A 19,603-nucleotide genomic window follows, 5' to 3' on the forward strand; every position below is an offset into this window, starting at 1 on the left:
TTCGGACACCGACCCCTAGACCGCCTCGGGCACGAAGTCGGCCACCTTCTTGAGCTCGGCGGAGAGGTGGGACTGGAGCGGCCGGCCCATGGCGGCCATGTCGTAGGCCCACATCAGGTTGCCGTTGACCAGGCCGTAGAGACGGTGACCCGCGGTGTACTCCTTGGCCGTGGTGGTGCGGGCGACCACGTCGGTGCGCAGCTCGATCTTGTTGAAGACCACCTCGCCGTAGTAGATCTCCACGATGCCCGTCGGATGCGACAGGCACACCTCAAGCTGACGGTCGGGAAGGCTGCGCCAGAAACCGGTCTCGGTGCCCAGCGGGCGGACCTTGTCACCCGCCTCGTCAAGGAGCCAGGTGCGGCTGGTGTAGGTCAGGAACGGCTTGCCGTTGTGACCGAAGACGACCTCCTGGCCGAAGTTGAAACTGTCGATCGTCGGGTATCCACCCACTCCGGCGCCCTCCCACCGGCCCAGAAGAAAGGCGATCTGCTCAAGGGCGGGATGCAGCTCAGGAACGTCCATGGATCCGAGCCTAATGCGGCGGCCACGGTTGTTCACCGGGTCACGCGTCGCTCACCGGCGCCGGCCGGGCCGCCCCACCGCCCGCCGTACCGGAGCCGTCCCGGTACGGCTCGCGCCCGTGACACGGAGCCGCATAGGCTGCGGGCATGGCACGATCACTGGTTATCAAGGTGACCGTCGGCGCGGACGCGCCCGAACGGTGCAACCAGGCGTTCACGGTGGCGGCGTCCGCGCTGGCCAGCGGGATTCCTGTCTCGCTCTGGCTGACCGGGGAGGCGGCGTGGTTCGCCCTTCCCGGGCGGACGAAGGAGTTCAGCCTGCCGCACGCGGCCCAGCTCGGCGACCTGCTCGACGCGGTGCTCGCCGCGGGCAGGGTGACGCTCTGCACGCAGTGCGCGGCCCGGCGGGACATCACGGTGGACGACGTGATCGAGGGCGTGCGCATCGCGGGCGCCCCCACCTTCGTCGAGGAGATCTTCGGCGAGGGGGTCCAGGCGCTCGTCTACTGACGGGAGGACCTCACCTCGCCCTCCGCGGGACCCCCCACTCCACGGACTGGAAGGTCCCGCGAACGCGGAGTCCCCCGCGGTCCCCCGGAGGCGACCGCGGGCGGCGTCACGGCCGGCTCTCGGCGAGGCGGCACCGTACCGGCTCTCTCCGGGACAACGCCGTGGCCGGCTCTCAGTGCGGCAGGACCGCGGCCAGCCGTTCCCGGCGGAGCCGTTCGAACCAGGTGTCGTCGATCGGCGGCAGCTGGGCGCCGACCGCCCAGGTCAGCAGGAGGTCGGCGAGACCGGGGTTGCGGGCGAGCGCGGGGCCGTGCAGGTAGGTACCGACGACCTTGCCGATGTGGCAGCCCTCGGTGCCGTCGCCGTTGCCGGTGCCGACCGTGGTGCGGGCCAGCGGCCGGACGCCGGGGCCGAGCCGGGTGACGCCCATGTGGTTCTCGAAACCGGTCAGCGTCGGGATGCCGAGCGCCGAGTCGGCCTCACCGGCCAGTTCGCCGACCGCGCGGCCGGTGCCGCGACCGCTGGAGATGTCGATCAGCCCGAGGCCCTCCACCGGCTGGCCCTCCTCGCCGCCGAACGTGGTTCCCATGATCTGGTAGCCCGCGCAGACGGCCAGCAGGGACGCGCCCCGCGCCAGGGCCCGCTGCAGCCCGCCGTCCCGGCGCAGCCGCTCGGCCGCCAGGATCTGCGGCCGGTCCTCACCGCCGCCGATCAGGTAGATGTCACCGCCCTCGGGCACCGGGTCCGCCGAACGCACGTGGACGGTCTCGACCGCGATGCCGCGGCGCCGGGCCCGCTGCTCCAGGACCAGAACGTTGCCCTGGTCGCCGTAGGTGCTCAACAGGTCCGGATAAATCCAGACAAGTCGCAGGACGCTGTCAGACTGCACGACCGAACTCCGATCGAATCTGCTGGAAGGCGGTGTAGTTGGCGATCACATCGACCTTGCCCGGCGGCTGCGCGGCGAGCGCCTCCTCGAAGGAGTTCGCCAGCTGGAACGGCACACCCGCCACGTCGAGCCGGAGCGCGAGGTCGAGCCGCCGCTCCCCCGCCACGTAGACCGGTCTGCCGCGCAGCACACGGTAGTCGACGTCCCAGAGCCAGGAGGTGTCGCGGCCGTCGGGCCCCTGGGCGTTCACCGAGAGGATCACCGGCAGGGAGCGATCCAGGACGTCGAACGCCTCCAGCCAGCCGGCCGGGTTCTTGGCCAGCAGCAGCCGGGCGTGCCTGCCGTCCCGCTGGACCGTGGTGTAGCGGCCCGCCACGGAGGTGACCTCACGGAGCCGGGGCAGGGCCCGCTGGACCGGCATGCCGAACGTCTCGGCGGTGGCCAGCGCGACCACGGCGTTGGCCCGGTTGGCCCGGCCGGGGAGCTGGATGTTCAGCACCCAGCGCTGTCCGCGCGGGTCGATCACCGCGTCGTCGTCGAGGAACCAGGTCGGCTCGGGCCGCCGGAAGGTGCACTCTCGGCAGGCCCAGTCGTTCTCCGCCGTGTGGGAGGTGACCGCGCCCGACAGGTGGCCGCCGGGCGGGGTGTACTCCATCCCCTTGCGGTCCAGCGGGCCTCCGCACTCCGGGCAGCACCAGGAGTCCTCCTTCCACGGCTGCCCCGCCGACACCCAGGTCACCGTGGCGGCCGTGGAGGCGCCCCAGGCCACCAGCGGGTCGTCGGCGTTGGCGATCACGTGGGTGGCCTTGCCGGCCAGCGCCCGCCGCCACTTCTGGGCCAGCAGCCAGATCTCCCCGGCCCGGTCCATCTGGTCGCGGCTGAGGTTCATCAGGACGATCACCCCGGCGCCGGTGGTCTCGATCACCTCGGGAAGGTACTTCTCGTCGACCTCCAGAACGCCGTAGGGGGCGTGCTTGGCCGACGACAGCGCCGAGACGTGCCCGGCGGGCATGTTGGCGCCGAAGGCGTTGGTGGCGACGTCGCCGAGCTCCTGAAGGGCGGAGGTGATCAGCCTGGTCGTGGTGGTCTTGCCGTTGGTCGCGCTCACCAGCGCCAGCTTGCGGTCCTGTGCGAGCTTACGCAGCAGGTCGGGCTCCAGCGCCAGGCCGACCCGGCCGCCGATCACCGATCCGTCGCCCCGGCCGGTCGCCCTGGACAGGGTCGCGGCCGTACGGCCGAGAGCGCTCGCGAGCTGCGCTCGCAGCGGAAGCTGAGTCATGCCGTCTCCTCGCCTAGCGGCCCGTCACAGGACGACCCGGCAGCCGGACGGGCCGGTTTCGCCGAATCGCTCATGCCGCAGATCCTAGCCGTGGTTGGGCATGTTCACCGTCCGACGACGCCCGCGCCAGGTCACCAGGAAAACCGGGGGATGCTCCGGTCTTCAGGCCGGGGAGGAATTCGGCCTCCCGCGTAGCGGGGCAGGGGTCGCTGATTCGCCGGAATCGGCGGTGAGGGCGCCCTCCAGGAGGTGGAGGATCTCGGAGTTGAGTGAGCGCCGCTCGCGCTGGGCGCGGGTGGTGAGCCGGGTGTGCAGGTCGCCGGGGACTCTGAGAGTGATGCGGACTTCGGATTCCATGACACCATAATAGTCCCAAGATGATGGTATGATGGTCGTATGATGGCGCCGGGCGTTGTGGAGGAGGCCGGGCACGCCCGGTACACCTACCGGCTGCGCGTGTCGTCCACCGCGCTCGCCGCTCTGACGGCCGAGTGGGACCGGTGCCGGTGGGTGTGGAACCAGTGCGTCGCCACCTCCCGCGCCGCGCACAAAGCCGGGGAGAACTGCGGGCCGGCCGCCCTGGACAAGATGCTGACCGGCTGGCGCGCCGAGCACGGGTGGCTGCGCGACGGCGGGTCGGTACCACAGCAGCAGATCATCCGCGACTTCGGCACGTCCCGTGCCAAGGCGCTCAAGGACATCAAGGCCAAGCTGCCGCTGCGCCGCCGCGCGGGCATGCCCCGCTTCAAGAGGAAGGACCTGGCCGCGCCGACGCTGAACTACACGCGGCGCGGGTTCCGCCTCAGAGACGGCCGCCTGCACCTGGCCGGGGGAATCGCTCTGACCGTGGTGTGGTCCCGTGACCTTCCAGCCGAGCCGTCCAGTGTGCGCGTCTACCGCGACGGCCTCGGCCACTGGTACGCCTCCTTCGTCGTGCCCGCCCGGACCGAGGCGCTGCCCGCCACCGGCCGGGCGATCGGGATCGACTGGGGGGTGGCGGAGACCGCGACCACCACCGGCGACGACCATGACCTGCCCCACCCCGAGCATGGGAAGAAGGCGGCCGACCGGCTCGCCCGGTACCAGAAGATGATGGCCCGGCGGAGACCGAGGCGTGGGCAGGCCGCCTCGAAGGGGTACGGGAAGGCTAAGCGTCAGGCGGCGAAGGTTCACAAGAAGATCGCCCGGCAGCGGAGGGACACCGCCCGCAAATGGGCGAAACGTGTGACGGCGGACTTCGATCAGATCGCGGTGGAGGACTTCAAGCCGACGTTCCTGGCCCGCTCCACCATGGCCCGCAAGGCCGCCGACGCGGCGATCGGCGCCACCAAGAACGCGCTGATCGAGATGGCGCGCAAACACGGGCGCACCGTCCACCTGGTCAACCCCGCGCACACCACCATGGACTGCGGAAGGTGCGGAGCGAGAACCAAGCGCGCGCTGCCGCTGTCGGAACGCACCTACACCTGCACCACGTGCGGAGCCGCCTCCCCCAGGGACAAGAACTCCGCGCGGGTGATGCTCGTCCGGGCTGGTCTCAACCCGGCTGGTGTCGAGGGCGTAAGACCTCCTGGAGCGCCGCTCCAGGAGGCTGCCTGAGCCAGGAATCCCCTCCCTTCAGGGAGGGGAGGACGTCAAACGGTGAAAGCCAGTTCCGCGGTCTCCGGCGACGCGGCGTCGAACGGCAGCACGAACCGGTGCGGCCACGCCAGCACGCTCTCCATCCACACCGCCCCCATCGTCTGCGCCACATGCCGCAGCCGGTCGGCCGGGTCCACGCCGATCGTGACCGTGACGATGTCCCGCTCCACGCCCTCGTGCTCGTCGTCGCCGAGGATGGCCCGCCAGGCCAGCGCCCGGTTGCGGTCCACCTCCATGGAGAGCGGGTGGTGGCGGAGCGCCTTGGCCCGGTGGCCGAGCAGCTCGGTGCCGTTTCCGGGACGGTTGAACAGGTTGTACTCCATGACCGGCGCGGAGTCTCGCGGGCTGGGCGCGGGATGGCCGTAGGGGAAGAGCCGGTCCACCTCGTGCAGCCAGCGGACCTGCGGGATGACCCAGGAGGGACCGGGCCGTTCGCCGGACTCCCTGTCGGGACTCAGCAGCCGGGTGGCGGCCGCGGCGACCTGCTCGGTCAGCTTCGCCGGGTCGCCGACGGTCCGCAGCGACCACGCCCGGCGGCCGACGCCGCGCTCCACCGCCGTGGCCAGCAGGCACTCGCGCCGCCGCAGCGGCAGCTCGGCCCAGAGGTCGGCCAGCGCCCTCGGCACGCCGGGCACCGGCCGGTTGGTGCAGAACGCCAGCACCACGGTGTCGGTCCAGATCCGCAGCCAAGCCCACTCGGGCGCGTCGGCCAGCAGGTCGGCCTCACGGAGCTCGACGAGCGTGCACGCCCTGCCGGTCCGGCACTCCTGGCCGCAGGCCACCGAGCGACGGCCGCAGATCGGCGGCATGTGGCCGGGGAGCAGGCGCTCGCGGTGCTCGCCCAGCGGCACCTGTACCCGCAGCGGCCGGTCCATCCCGTCGGCGAAGACCGCCGCGACCCCCGGCTGGAGCGAGACGACCTGCCGGGACTGCTCCTCGCTGAGGTTCATCGCGGCCCCGACCAGCTGGCGGTCATCCTCGGCCGGGAGCCGGTGCACGACCTTCAGCGCGGTGTTCTTCACCACGTCGGAGACGAGCTTGGTGGGGATCTGCTCGGCCACCACGATGCCCTCGCCGTACGCGCGGATCTCGGCGAGCATGCCGGCGAGGAGTTCGACCGCGTGCGTGCTGGCCCGTCCGGCGCCTCGGTCGCGGAGCAGCCGGTGCGCCTCCTCGATCACGATGACGTGCCGGAGCCCGCTGCTCCGCTCCTTCCTGGCCCGCATCCGCAGGTGCTCCACGATCCGGATGATCAGCGTGCCCATCAGGAACGCCTTGTCCTCGTCGTTGGCCACGTCCTCGATGGCCAGCACCACGTTCCGCTGGAGCAGGTCGCCGATGTCCGCGGGGTGACCGCCCTCGAAGAACCGGCCCGCCGACCCCACCCGCAGCGACCTCAGCCGGAGCGAGATGAAGCCCTCGACGTCGGCCTGGACCTCCCTGCCGTAGCCGATCTCCTTGATCACGTCCATCGCGTGCTGCTGCAGCTGCTCAAGCGTCGGTACGGCGGGCCGCACCGCCGCGCCCGGCGCGGCCCAGCCGGTGACCACGTCCCAGCCGTTGGTCTCGTAGACCCGTTGCAGCGCGAGCGACATGATCTGCGGGAACGGCTCCTCGGCGTCGAAGGCCGCCATGAACAGCGCCCGCACCATGTCGATGTGGGCCTGGACCGGATAGCCGGGCTCCGGGGCGAGCGGGTTGACGCTGAACGGCACGCTGTCCGGGGCCGACGGGTTGATCACTGTGACCGGGGCGAGGTGCTCGACCCGGCCGCCCATCGCGGCGTATTCGGACTTGGCGGGCTCGATGGCCAGCCACGGAATGCCGGCGCGGGTGAGCTGCTCCAGCAGATGCCTGACGGTCTGGGACTTGCCGGAACCGGTGGCCCCGGTGATGAAGGCGTGCCGGTTCAGGGTGGCGAGCGGGACCCTGAACGAGCCGACCGCCCTGTCCTGCCCGTCCAGGATCGAGCCGAGGTCGACGGTGAGCGTGCCGGAGGAGACGTCCGTCTCGCTGGTCACGTCGAAGAAGCCCGCGTCGAGCACCCGGACCCCCGGCACCTCCCTGCGGGGCAGACCGGCCAGCGCGGCCAGCGCGCCCGCGGTGGCCGCGAACGGCGCGGCGGTGCCGTCCGCCGGGTCCTGCAGGGTCACCGAGAGCGCCTCGGTGAAGCCGTACACCGGGCCTGACAGCGCGCTGCGCAGCCGGTAGGGGTGGTGGCTCATCTCGGCCGAGCCGACCAGCACCGGGGCGATCTGCCGCAGCTCCTCGGGCCCCGCGGCACCGGCGAGCACCCGCACGCTCCAGAGCCCGGCCTCCCGGAAGGCGTCCAGCTCCTGCATCCGCCGCTCGGCACGCTCGGCGTCGTAGCGGGAGCGCTCGGAGGCGTCGCCGTACTGCCTCAGCACGTTGAGCTGGGTACGCAGGTGCGCCACCTCCGCGTCCAGCAGGTCCGTCCGCTCGGCCACCACCAGCCAGGCGAAGGGCCTCGACATGAGCGTGACCAGGGTGGACTCGAACAGCGTGGGCCGCTTGGTCTCGTCGGCGTCCGGCTCGCGCCGCCCGCCGAGCGGCGGGGCCTGGCGGCCGGGGCAGACGGCCCAGGCCAGGTCGGACAGGTCGCGGAGCCACTCGTCACCGATCCGTACCCCCCGGGCACCGCTGGGAAAGAGCAGCGGCTCGGGGCCGGTGGGGACCGGTTCGGCCTCGGCCGCCGCCCGGCGCGGCGGGCGCGGCGGGGTCAGCGGCCCGGCGTTGGTGACGAGCTCCAGCGGGGCGCCGGAGCCCCGGGAGAGCCAGCCGACCACGAAGGGCCGGTTCCGCTGGGCGGCGGAGAGCACGGCGGGCAGGACCGTGACGAAGTCCCACTCCGCCGACGAGCTGCGCGAGGGGGCGGTGATCGACTGAATCCGGTACCAGGGACCGGCCAGGGGATTGGGAGGACGGGACACGCTTGGCTGCATTTGCTCTCCACCCGGGGGGCCCGGCTCAAGGCTGAGGGGTTGACGCTTCACGGATCGCCCCGCCGTACCGGCCGGCGGGGGTCCGGGGGCGGGGTACCCCGGCAACCAAGGTCGAACCTTCCTCGGGGATCGCACCTCCGCATTGACCAGGCCATTACCACAAACGGACGTTTCATTGGCGTTTCATTGGCGTCTGCGCCAGTCGAGCCTGGCGGGCGGCGGGCCGAGGTTGGGCGGCGCGTTCTCGAAAAGGCTGGGTTCGCGGCTCTTCTCCTCCTCCTTCTCCGCCCGTTCCAGCACGGCCTCCTTGATCTCGTCGAACTCCCCCAGCGTCGTCTTGGGAAAGGTCAGGATGGCCGGGTTCGCGTCGGCGAGACGGACCCTGCGCCCCTGGGCGGTGGCGTCGGTGACGATCACCGAGGTGGTGGGGAGCTGCTGGAGCTGGTGCGGCTCGACCAGGAACTCCCTCGAACGGTGCAGAACACGTTCGGTCTCGCCCATGGCCTCGGTCGCGCGGCGTCCCCACTCGGTGGAGAAGGTGATGTCCTCCCTCAGATCCGCGTGGTTGACGTCCCGGGCGTCCTCTCCGTCATCGGCCTGGCCGACGGTGGAGACGTAGCCGCCGTCGAGCCCGGCCCCGGCGGCGCTGATCGTCTCGGTGAGCTGGGCGAGCTCCAGGCGGTGCTCGGTGCCGACGTGCTCGCTGGCGATCCGGGCGTCCTCCGCGTTGCCCAGCCGCATGAACGTGACCGCCGCGTGCCCCCGGCCGAGCCGTTCCCGCACGGTCGGGGTGAGCGACCGGTAGGTGAGCACCAGGCCGGTCCTGGAGGTCTCGCAGGCGTCCATCAGCCGGTCGAGCACGTCGCCGCGGAGCTTGTCCGCGCCCGCGACGATGATCGTGTGGTACCAGGGCCGCTCCGAGGCCGGCGACTGGCGCAGGATGTGGGTGAGCGCGGTGGTCACGTAGGTCCCGAGGACGCGGTTGCCGAACACGCCGGCCTGCCGGTCCATGGAGACCACCCGCAGGCGCGCGGGCGGCAGCCGTACGGCCTCGGAGCCGAGGGTCTCCAGCTTGCGCAGCTGCGACTCCAGCGCCCAGGCGCGCTCGATCACCACCCGGTCGCTGACCCCCCGCCCGAACAGCGTGCCGATCCGCTCCAGCTGACTCGCGGTGATCAGGCCGCGCCCGAGGTCGTCGCGCGGATCACCGACCTGGGCCAGCGCCCGGAGAGCCGCGGTGACCTGGTTGATCGTGGCGCTCGCGCCGAGGACCCCCAGGACCCGCTCCAGGATCGCGTTGTCGAACGACAGGTCCCTGGTCGTACGGTGCTCCTCGCTGACGCTCACCACGTGGGCGAGCACGTCGGCGAAGGCCTCGGGGGAGAGCGCCGCCCCCAGGTCGAGCCTGGGGAGGTCCACCGGCAGCACCCAGACCAGCGGATCGTCACCGCCCCTGCGCGCCAGCTCGACGAGGTCCTTGGCGATCGCGCCCTCGGACAGGTCGAGCACGGTCAGGTGACCGCCGCTGTAGAGGCGGGTGGCGCCGAGCAGGGTGATCAACGCCGACCAGCCGGGCAGGGTGCCCCCGGCCACGTCGATCCGGTCGATCTCATCCGGCACGGTCACGGCGTACCAGGTGAGCTGCCGGTCGTAGCGTTCCTTTTTCTCGGCCCACTCCCGATAGCGGGCGGCGTGCTCCTCCTGGGCGTGGAAGAGCTCCCTGTCGCGTTCCTCGCGCCGCCGGTCCCCGACCGCCTGGTGCTCCCGGATACGGTGGCGGACCGCCCGGTCACCCTGGTGGATCGCGTAGCTGCAGAACACCGCCACGCCTCCGGAGGCGATCAGCCCCAGGATGGCGAACGACCAGCTCAGCAGCTCGGTGAGGCCGAGGAGAAGGATCAGTGCGGCGAGCCCGGCCATGAGCGTCCGGAAGATCTTCACCGGCCGGTTCAGCAGGTCCTCGTTGAGCCGCTCCCTGCGCATCCACTCGGGATCGACCTGCTCGACGGCCTCGTCGACGGGAGAGGGGCGCCTGGGTGCCGGACCCGGATCAGGGTGCAGCAGGGCATACTGCCAGCCCAGGTAGATCCGGTCCGCCTGGAGCTGCGCATGCTCGGGATGCACGTCCGCCACGGAACCTCCGCCATAGGGCTCTCGCCGCCTCGGAGACAGCGTAAGAGTTGGACCTCCGATTCGGGCAGCGTTCCCGCCAATCTGCTGTATTTTCCCCATGTTCACCGCTACTTCAGGGACGAATGAGTCGGGTGGGACGGAGCCCAGCGATTACCATCCATTGCCATGACGTCTCCCCTTGGTGGCGCACGTAGGCGACGGCGCCCGGTCGCGGTTCCGGCGATCGCACTGACCGTGGCCACCGGTCTGGGGGTCACCGTAGCCCTCGGTGGACTCCGCCGGGCACCCGAGGAGCCGCCCAGGCGGCTCGGCCCCGGCGCGAGCCTGGATCAGGGCGGGTTCACCACCAGGTTCGTGGAGTCCCGCGCCGTCGTCTGGCCGAATCCTTTCGGCGGGACGGGCAGGCGCTTTCTGGAGGTCGAACTCCAGGTCACCAACAGGGGCGACGAGACCGTCGGGGTGGGAGCCCCCGGCGACGGGGGGACGTCCGGCCTCTTCTACGCGGAGTCCCTGCTGCGAATGACCCCGGCCGTCGAGGGCGACGCGGGCCCGGTCGTCTCCATCCCCGGCACGGCCGCCGGGAGCGGCGAGACCGGCGAAGACGGCGGGAACCTCGGGAGCGGCGGCGGGGGCGGCGAGACCGCGCCGAGCAGGCAGTTGCATCCGGACCTGCCCGCGACCGTCGTGCTCAGGTACGAACTGCCGGACAGCGGGAGCGTGCCACCGCGGGTCAGGTTCGACGTCGGGGCGTTCGAGCGGCGCGAGGGGTCGTTCACGCACCTCGAACGCGAGTGGTCCCTGGTCAGGGACTGCGAGGAGGCCGACGCCCCGCCCAAGGTCGTCGCACGGGTCACCCTTCCGGTCCGGACGGCGGGAAGGGTGTGATGAACGGTGTGTCCCCGGCGGAACGCGGAACGGCCGCCACGGAACCCGGGACGCCCCCGGCGGAGTCCGGGATGTCCCCGGCGGAACGTGGAACGCCCCCGGCGGAGTCCGGAACGGCCGTGCGCCGCCACCGTCCCGCCTTGGGGGCGCCGAGCCCGGCGCGCCGGGCGGGTCTGCTGGCCGTGGGCCTGGCACTGGCCGCCGCCGCGGTGGGCCTGCAGTCCGCCGGCCTGACTCCCGAGGAGCGTACGGCCCACCTGACGTGGACCGGAGGCGTGGGGGACGAGATCTCCGCATCCCGATTCTCCGCACGGGTGAAGACCATACATGTCACCAGAGCCGTCGAGACAACGGATATGACCGGTAGGGTGGAGTCGGCCGGCACCTCGGGGATCTTCCTGGTCGCCGACGTGGAGGCCACGGCCGGGCGCGGACCGCAGAAGCTCGGCCGTCCGGTGCTGCTGACCGAGACCGGCGGGCGGTACGCGGCCACCGACAAGATCGACGGCTCCCTCACCATCACCGACCCCGACATCCAGGTGGGCTGGTGGACCGAGGGCGTGGTGGTGTTCGAGATCCCGGCCGCCGCCCTGGCGGGATCCCGGATCGTGCTCGCCCCGCAGAACGGATTCATCGAAGAGGCACTCCTGCCCGAGGTGGAGATCGACCTGGGGCTCGACGGGGCCGCCGCAGAGCGCTTGATCTCGAACGCGAAGGACGTCTACCAGTTGGCGAGCAACAAGTGACCGGCACGCCGGCCCCGGAGCACGAGAGCCGCCACGACCGGCTCCCCTCCCCGGCCGGACCTCCCGCCCAGGAGAGCCGGGAGCAGGTCCCCGCACCGGACAGACCACCCCCGGCCTCCCTCTCGCAGGACGCCTACCGGGGGGTTCCCTGGTCCACCGCCGGTTCCTGGCCAACGCCCCCGTCCGCCCCCGGTCACAGGTCCCCCCCGTCCGAAGAGCAGCCGGCCCCTCGAACCGCCTCCGAAGACCGGAGCGCCGACCGGGCGGCCGAAGAGCAGCCGATCGCCCGGGATGCCCCCGGTGGCCCCCAGGACGTTCCCGGGCGGCCCCCCGAGGCTCCGCAGCCCCGGCCCGCCGCCGACGCCCACTGGATGCTCGGCCACCGGCGGACGTTCCCCGACGAACAGGTCTGGCCGCCGCCGCCGAGACCGGCCGACGAGCCTCCAGGAGCCTCGACCCAGCCGTTCCCGGCCGTCCCCGCGGCCCCCTCACCCGGCCCACCCCGTGCTTCCGGCCCCGTCTCCAACGCCGGAGTCTCCGCCCCCGGAGCCCCCGTCCCCACCCTCGGAATCGGCCCCGGAACCGGCCCCGGTCCCGCCGGCCCCGGAGACGGTTCCGGTTCCGGTGACTCCGACGGCTCCGGAGTCGGCTCCGGCTCCCGGGATCCGGCGGCGCGGGGGGAGGGCGCCACGGTTCCCGGCGCCGCCGCACCGCCGCCGCGCCGCCGTACGGCGCTGCGGGTCGGCGGCGCGGTCCTCGCCGTGGCACTGGCCATCGGCATCCCCACCTGGCAGGGATACAGCCTCTACCGCGGCGGCGTACCCGGCCACCGGATCCACACCGTGGCCGCCGGAGGCACCGGGACACTGATGAACGTGTCCTGGCGGGTCAGGGTCGAGCAGGCGGACAACCTCCCGGGCAAACCGCCGATCAAGCCCGACCAGCGGTGGCTGAGGATCACGGTGACCAGAACGTCCCTGAACGCCGAAGGCGTGATCCGGCGCGGCGAACCCGACATCGAGGTCCAGCACCCCGACGGCCGCACCTGGCGGGCGGAGATCGACGAGGACGGGCTCCCCCCGGAGGGCGAGGACCACAGGATCGGCATCGGATACGACTACGAGGCGACCAGCCTGGTGCCCAGGGCGGTCGCCGGTCAGGTCGAGGTCCGGATCAGGCCGAGCACGCTCCGGATACCGCCGCGGGAGGAGCCGGCGGTGGACCTGTTCGATCGGGTGGGCACCGAGAAGGTCGAGCCGGGGGATCAGGTGCTGCTGTTCAGGCGGTGAGCGCCTCGCCGGCCTCGCGGCCTCGGGTGGCCGCGATGTCGAACGCCGCCGCCAGCAGGCAGATCGTCGGCACCGTCACGACCAGGTCCCTGGCGAACTCCAGGGGAGGGCTGATGACCAGCCAGAGGTACGGCTCCTCTGCGCCGATCAGCGTCCGCACGCCCCGATCCGCGTAGTCGGCCCCCACCCGGAGCGTCACGTAGCACAGGCAGAACGTGCCGAGGAGCACGGCGCCGCCGCGGGTGGCGAGCCGGAGGGCGTTCGCGGGCGGGACCCACCGCTCCCGGAGGCCGGCCGCGGCCCGGGACAGGGTGGAGCGGGTGAGCGAGTGGGGCCGCTCTCCCGTCCGGCCGGCCACGGCGCCCGGTCCGGCCCCCCGCACGCTCGCCCGCGTGTCCTCGGCGAAGGCGCCGTAGACGAGCGAGGCGACGGTGAGCCAGGTGAACGGGACGATCAGCGCGTCCACCACGTACGGCCAGACCTCGCCGACCCCGGTCAGGAACGTCTTCCACCACGGAACGGCCTGCTCGGCCCGCTCGACCCAGTCGGCGACCGCGCTCACGACGACCCGCTGCGACATCCACTCCGACCGTGCCGAGACGAAGGCGAACAGCGCGCCGACACCGTAGAGGGCGAAGGTCAGCTCGAAGAGGGTGACGAGCGCGCCGCCGCCCCTGCCGCCGGTCCGCCACCGGCCGAACAGGACCTTCAGCAGGTAGGCCGCCGCGGCGATCGCCACGGCCGGCCGCACGTCCAGCGTGGTGAGCGCGGTGCCTCCCTCTCCCTGAACTCCGGCCAGGATGCCCTTCAGGTCCTGGTCGGCCCGTCTCACCATGTCGAGTGAGGTGAACTCGCGAGCGTCCTCGACGTGGAGGCTCCAGGCCAGGTAGACGGTGGCGAAGACCAGCGTGGCCCGGTTGAGCGCGCCGAACAGGCTCTCCTGCGCCTCGTTCCCGGCTCGCCGTACCCGGACCTCCCGGAGCGCGCCGCGCACCGCGTACAGCATGCCGACCGTGACCACGAGCTGGTTCAGCACGATCAACGTGAGGATGAGCATGGTGAGAACGAGCCGTGCCTGCCGGTGATCGCCGTGGGAGACCTCGGTGCCCGCCCACATCAGACCGGCGCGGACCGCGCGGCCGGTGGAGAACCAGAGCACCAGGGAGAGGGCGCAGGCGCCGAAGATCCTGAGCGCGTGCACCGGAAGCCCGTACGCCGAGAGCGTCCGGGGGGCGGCGGGCGGTGACGGCAGAGCAGACGTTCCGGACACCCGACGCATGGTAGCGCCCCACCGGGGGCGGCCACGGCCAAACGTCCGCGGTGCCCTCCCCGGCCGGCCCACCGGGGGGCGGGATCGTGTCCGGGCCCCTCCGGCAGGGACCGCGGGGATGCCGGACGCGAAAGAACCGGCATCCCCGCGGTGGGGATGCCGGTTCCGTTCCGTCTTCGCCGGGTTCGCCGAACTCCGTCCGTTCCGTCTCCGCCGGGCCCGTGCCGCCTCCGTCGAGTCCGCCGAGCGGATCGGACACGGATCAGACGGTGGCCGGGCGCGGTCCGGAGGTGGTTCGGACAGTGACCGGACGTGGATCGGACGCGGGTCAGACAGCCACGGCGAGCTGAGTGACCTCGCCCAGGCGGGCCTGGGCGGGGACGTCCTTGGTGACGCCGCCGCTCGCGATGATGCGAACGGTCCAATCACCGGGAGCGGCGAAGAAGCGGAAGATGCCCTCGTCGGACACCACGACCTCACCGGTGAACTCGCCGGAGTGGTCCAGCAGGCGGGCGTAAGCCGTACCCGTGCCGGAGACCACCCCCTGGATGACGGCCTGGGTCGAAAGGTCGATCCCGGCCGGAAGGGCGATCGTCTGTGCCGGAGCAGCGCATCCCTGAGTCATTATCGGGCCTCTCCCAGTTCGATCGGCACGCCCACGAGCGAGCCGTACTCTGTCCACGAGCCGTCGTAGTTCTTGACGCCGGCCTGGTCGAGAAGCTCGTGCAGGACGAACCACGAGTGGGCCGAGCGCTCGCCGATACGGCAGTAGGCGATGGTGTCCCTGGCGAAGTCGACGCCCTCACCCTCGTAGAGGGCCTTCAGTTCCTCGTCGGACTTGAAGGTGCCGTCGTCGTTGGCCGCCTTGGACCACGGAATGTTACGGGCGGTCGGCACGTGGCCGGCACGCTGCGCCGCCTCCTGCGGGACGTGCGCCGGAGCGAGCAGCTTGCCGGTGAACTCGTCGGGCGAGCGCACGTCGACCAGGTTGAGCTTGCCGATCGCGGCGACGACCTCGTCACGGAAGGCGCGGATGGACAGGTCCTGCTCCTTGGCCCGATAGTCGGTGGCCGGACGGTTGGGGACGTCCTCCACCAGCTCGCGGGAGTCGAGCTCCCACTTCTTGCGGCCACCGTCGAGCAGCTTGACGTTGTCGTGGCCGTAGAGCTTGAAGTACCAGTAGGCGTAGGAGGCGAACCAGTTGTTGTTGCCACCGTAGAGGATCACGGTGTCGTCGTTGCCGATCCCCCGGGCGGACAGCAGCGCCTGAAAGCCCTCGCGGTCCACGAAGTCACGGCGGACCGGATCCTGAAGGTCGGTCTTCCAATCGATCCTTACGGCGCCACGGATGTGGCCCTTGGCGTAGGCACTGGTGTCCTCGTCAACCTCGACGAGAACGATGCCAGCGGTGTCGAGGTTGGCCTCGACCCAGTCAGCGTCCACCAGGACGGCGGAACGGCTCATGGATCCTCCGGGATTACTTTGCGGCGGGTAGTAGACGGCGAACGATCAGGAACATCTCGCAGCCGAGACAGAGACGGAAGGCTGCGTTGAGAAAGGCGGCGAACAGTGCCGCGGCGACGGCGCCGAGGGCCAGCGGCGTGATCTGTACGGCGTATCCGACCAGACCCATCAGAGCGAAGAGAAGGCCCACCCCCTGCGCGAAACGCGGCGGGGTCGCGTCCTCCGGCTCCGCGGGAGGGCTCTTCACCATCTCTTTGAATATCATCCCGTACGGCGAGGCGCCGAGGAGTCCCAGTGCGAACACCGCCGCCTGAGCCGCCAGCAGCCACGCGCTGCCGGTCAGCAGGACGAGCGCGAGAACAGCGGCGGTAAGGGCCGCGGAGAAGCGGAGAGCCCGGGGATCAGCTTGCATCGTTCGATGCTCCTGAAGGGGGTACACAGATCGGTGCGGCTCGAAGTCCGCTTGAGATCGCCCTTAGGAAGTACGACAGAGTGAGGTGGCCACGCGGCAGAAGTCAACCGCGCGCCGCTTCGTCAGCAGCTCTGTCGTGGGGTGCATGCCCATGACACTACCCCGACGTTCCATCGTCTGTCACATCCCTGTCCAGTTTGTGAGACCAAAAGGCTTGGCGAGCAGTAGGGTGCCCTGTTTCACTCTCCGACGGCGAGGCCCAGGGCCCCGATGACGTCGGCCTTACGGGGCTGCCCGGAGGCGCGTTTCACCACACGCCCCGACGCGTCAAGGATCAGTACGGTCGGGGTCCGCAGAATGTTCAGGGATCGGACGAGGTCGAGCCGGGACTCCGCGTCGATCTCCAGGTGCGCCACCCCCGGCACCAGCTCGGCCACCTCGGACAGGATCCGGCGGGTCGCCCGGCACGGCTGACAGAACGCGCTGGAGAACTGCACGAGCGTGGCGCGCTCCCCGAGCGGGGCGTCGAGCTCGCCGGACGTCAGCCTCTCCACATCGCCTCCGGCCTCACGGGGCACGCCGTCGCGCCGCCGTACCAGCACACCCACCAGGGTGGCCGCGGCGAGTGTGACGAGCACCACTGTCAATCCGGTCACGGAGCACGACAACACACGGCCGCGCCGGACCATTCCCCGCCCCCGATCCCACCCGGGGGCGGGACCGGCTCAGCGCGCGGGGATGCTGAGCAGCATCCGGCCCTGGGCGGTGACGATCTCGAACTTCGCGATGCTCCCGAGCGGGATCGTGGTGGTCCCGGGGAAGGCGATCGACTTGTCGTAGGCGGCCCTGTCGACGACCCAGTTCCCCGCCGTCTGCCGGGCACCGTCGGCGCCGATCACGTCCAGCCGGCAGGGAGTGCCCCTGGCGACCCCGGAGAGCACGATCCTGACCGTGATCGTCCCCTCCCGCTCCGTCGCGGTCACCGTGGCCTGAACGGGCCCCTCGTCGCCCCGGCGCTCCAGCCTGCGGCCGGGGGCCGGGGTGCCCACCAGGATCCGGGCGTCGCCGGACCCGGCCGAGGGCGCGCTCTCCTTCGCCGAGAGAGCGGTGCCGGCCCTGTCCGCGGCCGGCTCCTGGGACTGCGCCATGGTGCCGCCCCCGTCCTGCGCGGGCCGGTTGGCCGCCCACAGGGTCCCGCCCAGTCCGACCACCAGGACCGAGGCCGCCAGCGACAGCAGCATCCGGGTCATCCTGCGCCGTCTGACCTTGGCGTTGAGCAGCCGGTCGAGCACCGCCTGGGGCGGGCTGGCCACCTGCGTCACGTCCTCCTCCGACACCCGGCCGAGGAACGCGACCACCCCGGTCAGCTCCTCGAACTCCGCCCGGCAGCCGTCGCATTCGGCGAGATGCGCCTCGACGAACACGCACTCCTCGGGCTCCAGCGCCCCGAGCGCGTACGCCCCGAGCGACATCCGTACCTCTTCGCAGTTCATCATCATGGCGCGAGCCCCCGCTCCTCCAGCGCCAGCTTGAGCGCCCGAAGCGCGTAATACGTGCGCGACTTCACCGTTCCGGCAGGGATACCGAGCGCCTCGGAGGCTTCCTTGACCGACTTTCCCTGGTAATAGACCTCGGCGAGTACCTCGCGGTGCTCAGGGCGCAGCGTGGCCAGCGCCTCGGCGATCGCCCAGGACTCGACGGCCCGCTCCAGCTCGTCGTCGGCCGGCACGACGGCGAGCGCCTCGGCCCCCGTCTCCGGAGGACGCGACTTGCGCGCCCGGTGCTGATCGACGACGAGGTTGCGGGCCACCGTGAACAGCCACGCGCGGATCGGACGCCCGCTGAAGGCGTCAGGATGCCGCCAGGCTCGCAGCAGCGTCTCCTGCACGACGTCCTCCGCTCTCCCCGGGTCACCCGTCAGCCGCAGAACGTAGCCGTAGAGTGGCCCGCCGTGTTCGTCGAAGAGGGCTCTGACGAGCTGCTCATCGGCGGTTCCGGCGTGACTCACATCCCCACGACGTACGGCGGGACGGATCGGTTCAGTCACGGTGCGGCCCAGTCACGGTGCGGCCCAGTCGGGGTCGGTACGGTCGGAGTCGGTTCGATCATGGCGTTGGCTCTGTCACGGCGTCGGATCCGGGTTCGAGGACGGCTGACCACGGGGCCGTCCGGGGGGTCGGCCGGGGAGACGGGGCGGTCATGGGACGGCTGCGGGGCGGCCTGCCGAGCGTACGCCACGGAGCCGCCCCCAACCGGCTTATCGCCTGTCCCGACCCGCAGCCGGTCTCAAGCGGTCTCAGCCGGTCTCAGCCGCGGAGCGGTACGTCCGCCGCCTCACCGGCGATCCGGATTCCCTGCGGAACGGCCTTCACATCGGTCACCTTCAGGTTGAACGGCAGGTTCTTGATCGGGATCCGGTAGGTGATAAACCGCTCGGGCTGTGGCACCGGGATGCCGCCGCCCAGCGTGATCCTCCCGGGGACGAACCGTACCTCGCCACCGGTCATCTCGATCTTCATGTCGGCCTTCACCGGCACCTTCCGGCCCAGCACGCTGATCTCGCCGGTGACGGCGAGGGCGTCACCGTTGACACTGATCTTGATCCCGCGCGGGGCCCGCTGGTTCAGCGTCTCCAGCGGGACGATCACGGTGCCCGCCACCCGCTCCGCGCGCATGTTCACCCGATCGGCGCGGAGTACCAGGTCCTCCAGCGGGGCGGTGACCCCGTAGAGGGTGAAGTCCACCTTGGACATGTGGACACCGGCCAGGCTCATCGGGCCCGCGGCGACCCTGACCTCGTCGTACCGCCCGGCGATCGCCTGGGTCAGGAACGGGATACCGAGGATGGTCACCTCGGGCGCGGGGTCGAGGTCGTACTTCGCGGCCGCCCGCGTGGCGATCTCCCGCTGCGCGCCGGTGACGGCCACCCTGTCCAGGATCGCGATGAGAACGAGCAGTAAAACCAGAAAAGCGGCGAGCTTGCGCATCCGACTCCCTGTTCATTCTCCGGGTCCGGCCAGAGTGTCACCGCAGCCCATCCCCTGGCAATCGTTTCCAAAACGCCACACCAACGATCAGATCGGCCCGGGTGTCCACTTCCTCAAGGATCGCCCATGCCTCCCTGACCACCTTTACACCTGACTGTCATCTCGTCGAGCATCCACCGTCACCGGCCGATCAGCCACCCGCGAACGGGGGAAGCACCTCGACCGTCGCCCCCTCCGCGAGGACGACGGCGCCGTGCGCCCTCCTGCCCACCGGGTCGCCGTCGACCAGGAAGGAGGACCTCCCGACCACGCGGGCCAGCTCATCGCGGCCCAGCGTGACGTTGGCCATCAACTCGGCCAGCGTCTCCGCCTCAAAGGACTCCTCGGCGACACCCGCGGCGTCCTTCGCCGCAGCCCAGTAGTGAATCGTGCCCTTCGCCATCTACGACCAACTCCTTCGACACACGCACGGCCACCGTCCCGTTACGGGGAATCCACGGAGAGGAGGACGTTCACCCGGTGGACCCTCACTGGACGCTTCATCCCCGTGGGCTATCCTCACTTACTACGGGACCTGGGCGACGTAGCCCCCGGGTCCTTACGTGTTTTGT

At 71.3% G+C, this 19,603-nt stretch carries 21 protein-coding genes; 5 read left to right on the plus strand and 16 right to left on the minus strand.

The window, feature by feature from the left end; genetic code table 11:
* Nucleotides 1–15: 15 nt before the first annotated feature.
* The gene (locus tag ACWEF2_RS20530; RefSeq protein ID WP_453817380.1) at nt 16–525 is read right to left on the minus strand and encodes an FABP family protein; all 510 of its coding nucleotides are present in this window, start codon (nt 523–525) and stop codon (nt 16–18) included.
* A 146-nt stretch (nt 526–671) separates the two neighbouring features.
* Between ACWEF2_RS20530 and ACWEF2_RS20535 the strand changes: the two genes are divergently transcribed.
* Nucleotides 672–1,034 carry a DsrE family protein gene (locus ACWEF2_RS20535; RefSeq protein WP_453817382.1) on the plus strand — a complete coding sequence of 121 codons (363 nt, stop codon included), beginning with the start codon at nt 672–674 and terminating at the stop codon, nt 1,032–1,034.
* Between the two features lie 172 nt (nt 1,035–1,206).
* On the opposite strand, the gene ACWEF2_RS20540 is transcribed toward ACWEF2_RS20535, so the two are convergent.
* From ACWEF2_RS20540 to ACWEF2_RS20550, 3 genes are all read right to left on the minus strand, one after another.
* Complete coding sequence (locus ACWEF2_RS20540) at nt 1,207–1,923, minus strand: type 1 glutamine amidotransferase (protein ID WP_453817384.1); 717 nt, start codon at nt 1,921–1,923, stop codon at nt 1,207–1,209.
* Nucleotides 1,913–3,202 carry a MurT ligase domain-containing protein gene (locus ACWEF2_RS20545; protein WP_355597932.1) on the minus strand — a complete coding sequence of 430 codons (1,290 nt, stop codon included), beginning with the start codon at nt 3,200–3,202 and terminating at the stop codon, nt 1,913–1,915. Before ACWEF2_RS20545 ends, ACWEF2_RS20540 begins: the two co-directional genes overlap by 11 nt.
* Before the next feature lie 162 nt (nt 3,203–3,364).
* The gene (locus ACWEF2_RS20550; RefSeq protein ID WP_453817387.1) at nt 3,365–3,559 is read right to left on the minus strand and encodes an Arc family DNA-binding protein; all 195 of its coding nucleotides are present in this window, start codon (nt 3,557–3,559) and stop codon (nt 3,365–3,367) included.
* Nucleotides 3,560–3,601: 42 nt separating this feature from the next.
* Here ACWEF2_RS20550 and ACWEF2_RS20555 point away from each other — a divergent pair, with 42 nt between their 5' ends.
* Nucleotides 3,602–4,801 (plus strand): RNA-guided endonuclease InsQ/TnpB family protein, encoded by a 1,200-nt coding sequence (locus tag ACWEF2_RS20555; RefSeq protein ID WP_453817389.1) that lies wholly within the window; start codon nt 3,602–3,604, stop codon nt 4,799–4,801.
* A gap of 35 nt (nt 4,802–4,836) precedes the next feature.
* On the opposite strand, the gene ACWEF2_RS20560 is transcribed toward ACWEF2_RS20555, so the two are convergent.
* Together ACWEF2_RS20560 and ACWEF2_RS20565 are read right to left on the minus strand one after the other, a co-directional pair.
* Nucleotides 4,837–7,794 carry an ATP-binding protein gene (locus tag ACWEF2_RS20560; protein ID WP_453817391.1) on the minus strand — a complete coding sequence of 986 codons (2,958 nt, stop codon included), beginning with the start codon at nt 7,792–7,794 and terminating at the stop codon, nt 4,837–4,839.
* Between the two features lie 195 nt (nt 7,795–7,989).
* Entirely contained in the window at nt 7,990–9,939 is a 1,950-nt protein-coding gene (locus ACWEF2_RS20565) for a hypothetical protein (RefSeq protein WP_453817393.1), read from the minus strand.
* Nucleotides 9,940–10,104: 165 nt separating this feature from the next.
* On the opposite strand from ACWEF2_RS20565, the gene ACWEF2_RS20570 reads away from it, so the two are divergent.
* The 3 genes from ACWEF2_RS20570 to ACWEF2_RS20580 all read left to right on the plus strand — a co-directional run bounded on the left by ACWEF2_RS20570 (nt 10,105) and on the right by ACWEF2_RS20580 (nt 12,859).
* Nucleotides 10,105–10,824 (plus strand): hypothetical protein, encoded by a 720-nt coding sequence (locus ACWEF2_RS20570; protein ID WP_453817395.1) that lies wholly within the window; start codon nt 10,105–10,107, stop codon nt 10,822–10,824.
* A 71-nt stretch (nt 10,825–10,895) separates the two neighbouring features.
* A complete protein-coding gene (locus tag ACWEF2_RS20575; RefSeq protein WP_453817397.1) occupies nt 10,896–11,570 on the plus strand; it encodes a hypothetical protein in 675 nt (224 codons plus the stop codon).
* The gene (locus tag ACWEF2_RS20580; protein WP_453817399.1) at nt 11,567–12,859 is read left to right on the plus strand and encodes a hypothetical protein; all 1,293 of its coding nucleotides are present in this window, start codon (nt 11,567–11,569) and stop codon (nt 12,857–12,859) included. The genes ACWEF2_RS20575 and ACWEF2_RS20580 overlap by 4 nt, the downstream gene beginning before the upstream one ends.
* On the opposite strand, the gene ACWEF2_RS20585 is transcribed toward ACWEF2_RS20580, so the two are convergent.
* The 10 genes from ACWEF2_RS20585 to ACWEF2_RS20630 all read right to left on the minus strand — a co-directional run bounded on the left by ACWEF2_RS20585 (nt 12,849) and on the right by ACWEF2_RS20630 (nt 19,434).
* The gene (locus ACWEF2_RS20585; protein WP_453817401.1) at nt 12,849–14,138 is read right to left on the minus strand and encodes a hypothetical protein; all 1,290 of its coding nucleotides are present in this window, start codon (nt 14,136–14,138) and stop codon (nt 12,849–12,851) included. The genes ACWEF2_RS20580 and ACWEF2_RS20585 overlap by 11 nt on opposite strands.
* Nucleotides 14,139–14,457: 319 nt before the next feature.
* Complete coding sequence (locus tag ACWEF2_RS20590; protein WP_453817402.1) at nt 14,458–14,754, minus strand: DUF1416 domain-containing protein; 297 nt, start codon at nt 14,752–14,754, stop codon at nt 14,458–14,460.
* The gene (locus ACWEF2_RS20595) at nt 14,754–15,593 is read right to left on the minus strand and encodes a sulfurtransferase (protein WP_453817403.1); all 840 of its coding nucleotides are present in this window, start codon (nt 15,591–15,593) and stop codon (nt 14,754–14,756) included. Before ACWEF2_RS20595 ends, ACWEF2_RS20590 begins: the two co-directional genes overlap by 1 nt.
* A gap of 13 nt (nt 15,594–15,606) precedes the next feature.
* The gene (locus ACWEF2_RS20600; protein WP_453817405.1) at nt 15,607–16,005 is read right to left on the minus strand and encodes a DUF4395 domain-containing protein; all 399 of its coding nucleotides are present in this window, start codon (nt 16,003–16,005) and stop codon (nt 15,607–15,609) included.
* A 63-nt stretch (nt 16,006–16,068) separates the two neighbouring features.
* Complete coding sequence (locus ACWEF2_RS20605; RefSeq protein ID WP_355597960.1) at nt 16,069–16,179, minus strand: putative leader peptide; 111 nt, start codon at nt 16,177–16,179, stop codon at nt 16,069–16,071.
* Nucleotides 16,180–16,244: 65 nt separating this feature from the next.
* On the minus strand, nt 16,245–16,661 hold the full coding sequence (locus ACWEF2_RS20610; RefSeq protein WP_453817408.1) for a thioredoxin family protein: 417 nt from the start codon (nt 16,659–16,661) through the stop codon (nt 16,245–16,247).
* A 69-nt stretch (nt 16,662–16,730) separates the two neighbouring features.
* Nucleotides 16,731–17,504 carry an anti-sigma factor family protein gene (locus ACWEF2_RS20615; protein WP_453817409.1) on the minus strand — a complete coding sequence of 258 codons (774 nt, stop codon included), beginning with the start codon at nt 17,502–17,504 and terminating at the stop codon, nt 16,731–16,733.
* Nucleotides 17,501–18,013 carry a sigma-70 family RNA polymerase sigma factor gene (locus ACWEF2_RS20620; protein WP_355597964.1) on the minus strand — a complete coding sequence of 171 codons (513 nt, stop codon included), beginning with the start codon at nt 18,011–18,013 and terminating at the stop codon, nt 17,501–17,503. Before ACWEF2_RS20620 ends, ACWEF2_RS20615 begins: the two co-directional genes overlap by 4 nt.
* A 298-nt stretch (nt 18,014–18,311) precedes the next feature.
* Nucleotides 18,312–18,992 (minus strand): LmeA family phospholipid-binding protein, encoded by a 681-nt coding sequence (locus ACWEF2_RS20625; protein WP_453817411.1) that lies wholly within the window; start codon nt 18,990–18,992, stop codon nt 18,312–18,314.
* A 190-nt stretch (nt 18,993–19,182) separates the two neighbouring features.
* A complete protein-coding gene (locus tag ACWEF2_RS20630; RefSeq protein ID WP_453817413.1) occupies nt 19,183–19,434 on the minus strand; it encodes a MoaD/ThiS family protein in 252 nt (83 codons plus the stop codon).
* Nucleotides 19,435–19,603 lie beyond the last annotated feature (169 nt).

This window comes from Streptosporangium sp. NPDC004631, from assembly GCF_053601935.1.

What these genes read in the sequence shown, in the direction of transcription:
- ACWEF2_RS20545 (WP_355597932.1), bottom strand. Translation starts at nt 3,202, where the DNA reads ATGACTCAGCTTCCGCTGCGAGCGCAGCTCGCGAGCGCTCTCGGCCGT.
- ACWEF2_RS20595 (WP_453817403.1), bottom strand. Translation starts at nt 15,593, where the DNA reads ATGAGCCGTTCCGCCGTCCTGGTGGACGCTGACTGGGTCGAGGCCAAC.
- ACWEF2_RS20570 (WP_453817395.1), top strand. Translation starts at nt 10,105, where the DNA reads ATGACGTCTCCCCTTGGTGGCGCACGTAGGCGACGGCGCCCGGTCGCG.
- ACWEF2_RS20590 (WP_453817402.1), bottom strand. Translation starts at nt 14,754, where the DNA reads ATGACTCAGGGATGCGCTGCTCCGGCACAGACGATCGCCCTTCCGGCC.
- ACWEF2_RS20575 (WP_453817397.1), top strand. Translation starts at nt 10,896, where the DNA reads ATGTCCCCGGCGGAACGTGGAACGCCCCCGGCGGAGTCCGGAACGGCC.
- ACWEF2_RS20535 (WP_453817382.1), top strand. Translation starts at nt 672, where the DNA reads ATGGCACGATCACTGGTTATCAAGGTGACCGTCGGCGCGGACGCGCCC.
- ACWEF2_RS20605 (WP_355597960.1), bottom strand. Translation starts at nt 16,179, where the DNA reads ATGGAACGTCGGGGTAGTGTCATGGGCATGCACCCCACGACAGAGCTG.
- ACWEF2_RS20555 (WP_453817389.1), top strand. Translation starts at nt 3,602, where the DNA reads ATGGCGCCGGGCGTTGTGGAGGAGGCCGGGCACGCCCGGTACACCTAC.
- ACWEF2_RS20615 (WP_453817409.1), bottom strand. Translation starts at nt 17,504, where the DNA reads ATGATGATGAACTGCGAAGAGGTACGGATGTCGCTCGGGGCGTACGCG.
- ACWEF2_RS20630 (WP_453817413.1), bottom strand. Translation starts at nt 19,434, where the DNA reads ATGGCGAAGGGCACGATTCACTACTGGGCTGCGGCGAAGGACGCCGCG.
- ACWEF2_RS20585 (WP_453817401.1), bottom strand. Translation starts at nt 14,138, where the DNA reads ATGCGTCGGGTGTCCGGAACGTCTGCTCTGCCGTCACCGCCCGCCGCC.
- ACWEF2_RS20600 (WP_453817405.1), bottom strand. Translation starts at nt 16,005, where the DNA reads ATGCAAGCTGATCCCCGGGCTCTCCGCTTCTCCGCGGCCCTTACCGCC.
- ACWEF2_RS20625 (WP_453817411.1), bottom strand. Translation starts at nt 18,992, where the DNA reads ATGCGCAAGCTCGCCGCTTTTCTGGTTTTACTGCTCGTTCTCATCGCG.
- ACWEF2_RS20530 (WP_453817380.1), bottom strand. Translation starts at nt 525, where the DNA reads ATGGACGTTCCTGAGCTGCATCCCGCCCTTGAGCAGATCGCCTTTCTT.
- ACWEF2_RS20550 (WP_453817387.1), bottom strand. Translation starts at nt 3,559, where the DNA reads ATGGAATCCGAAGTCCGCATCACTCTCAGAGTCCCCGGCGACCTGCAC.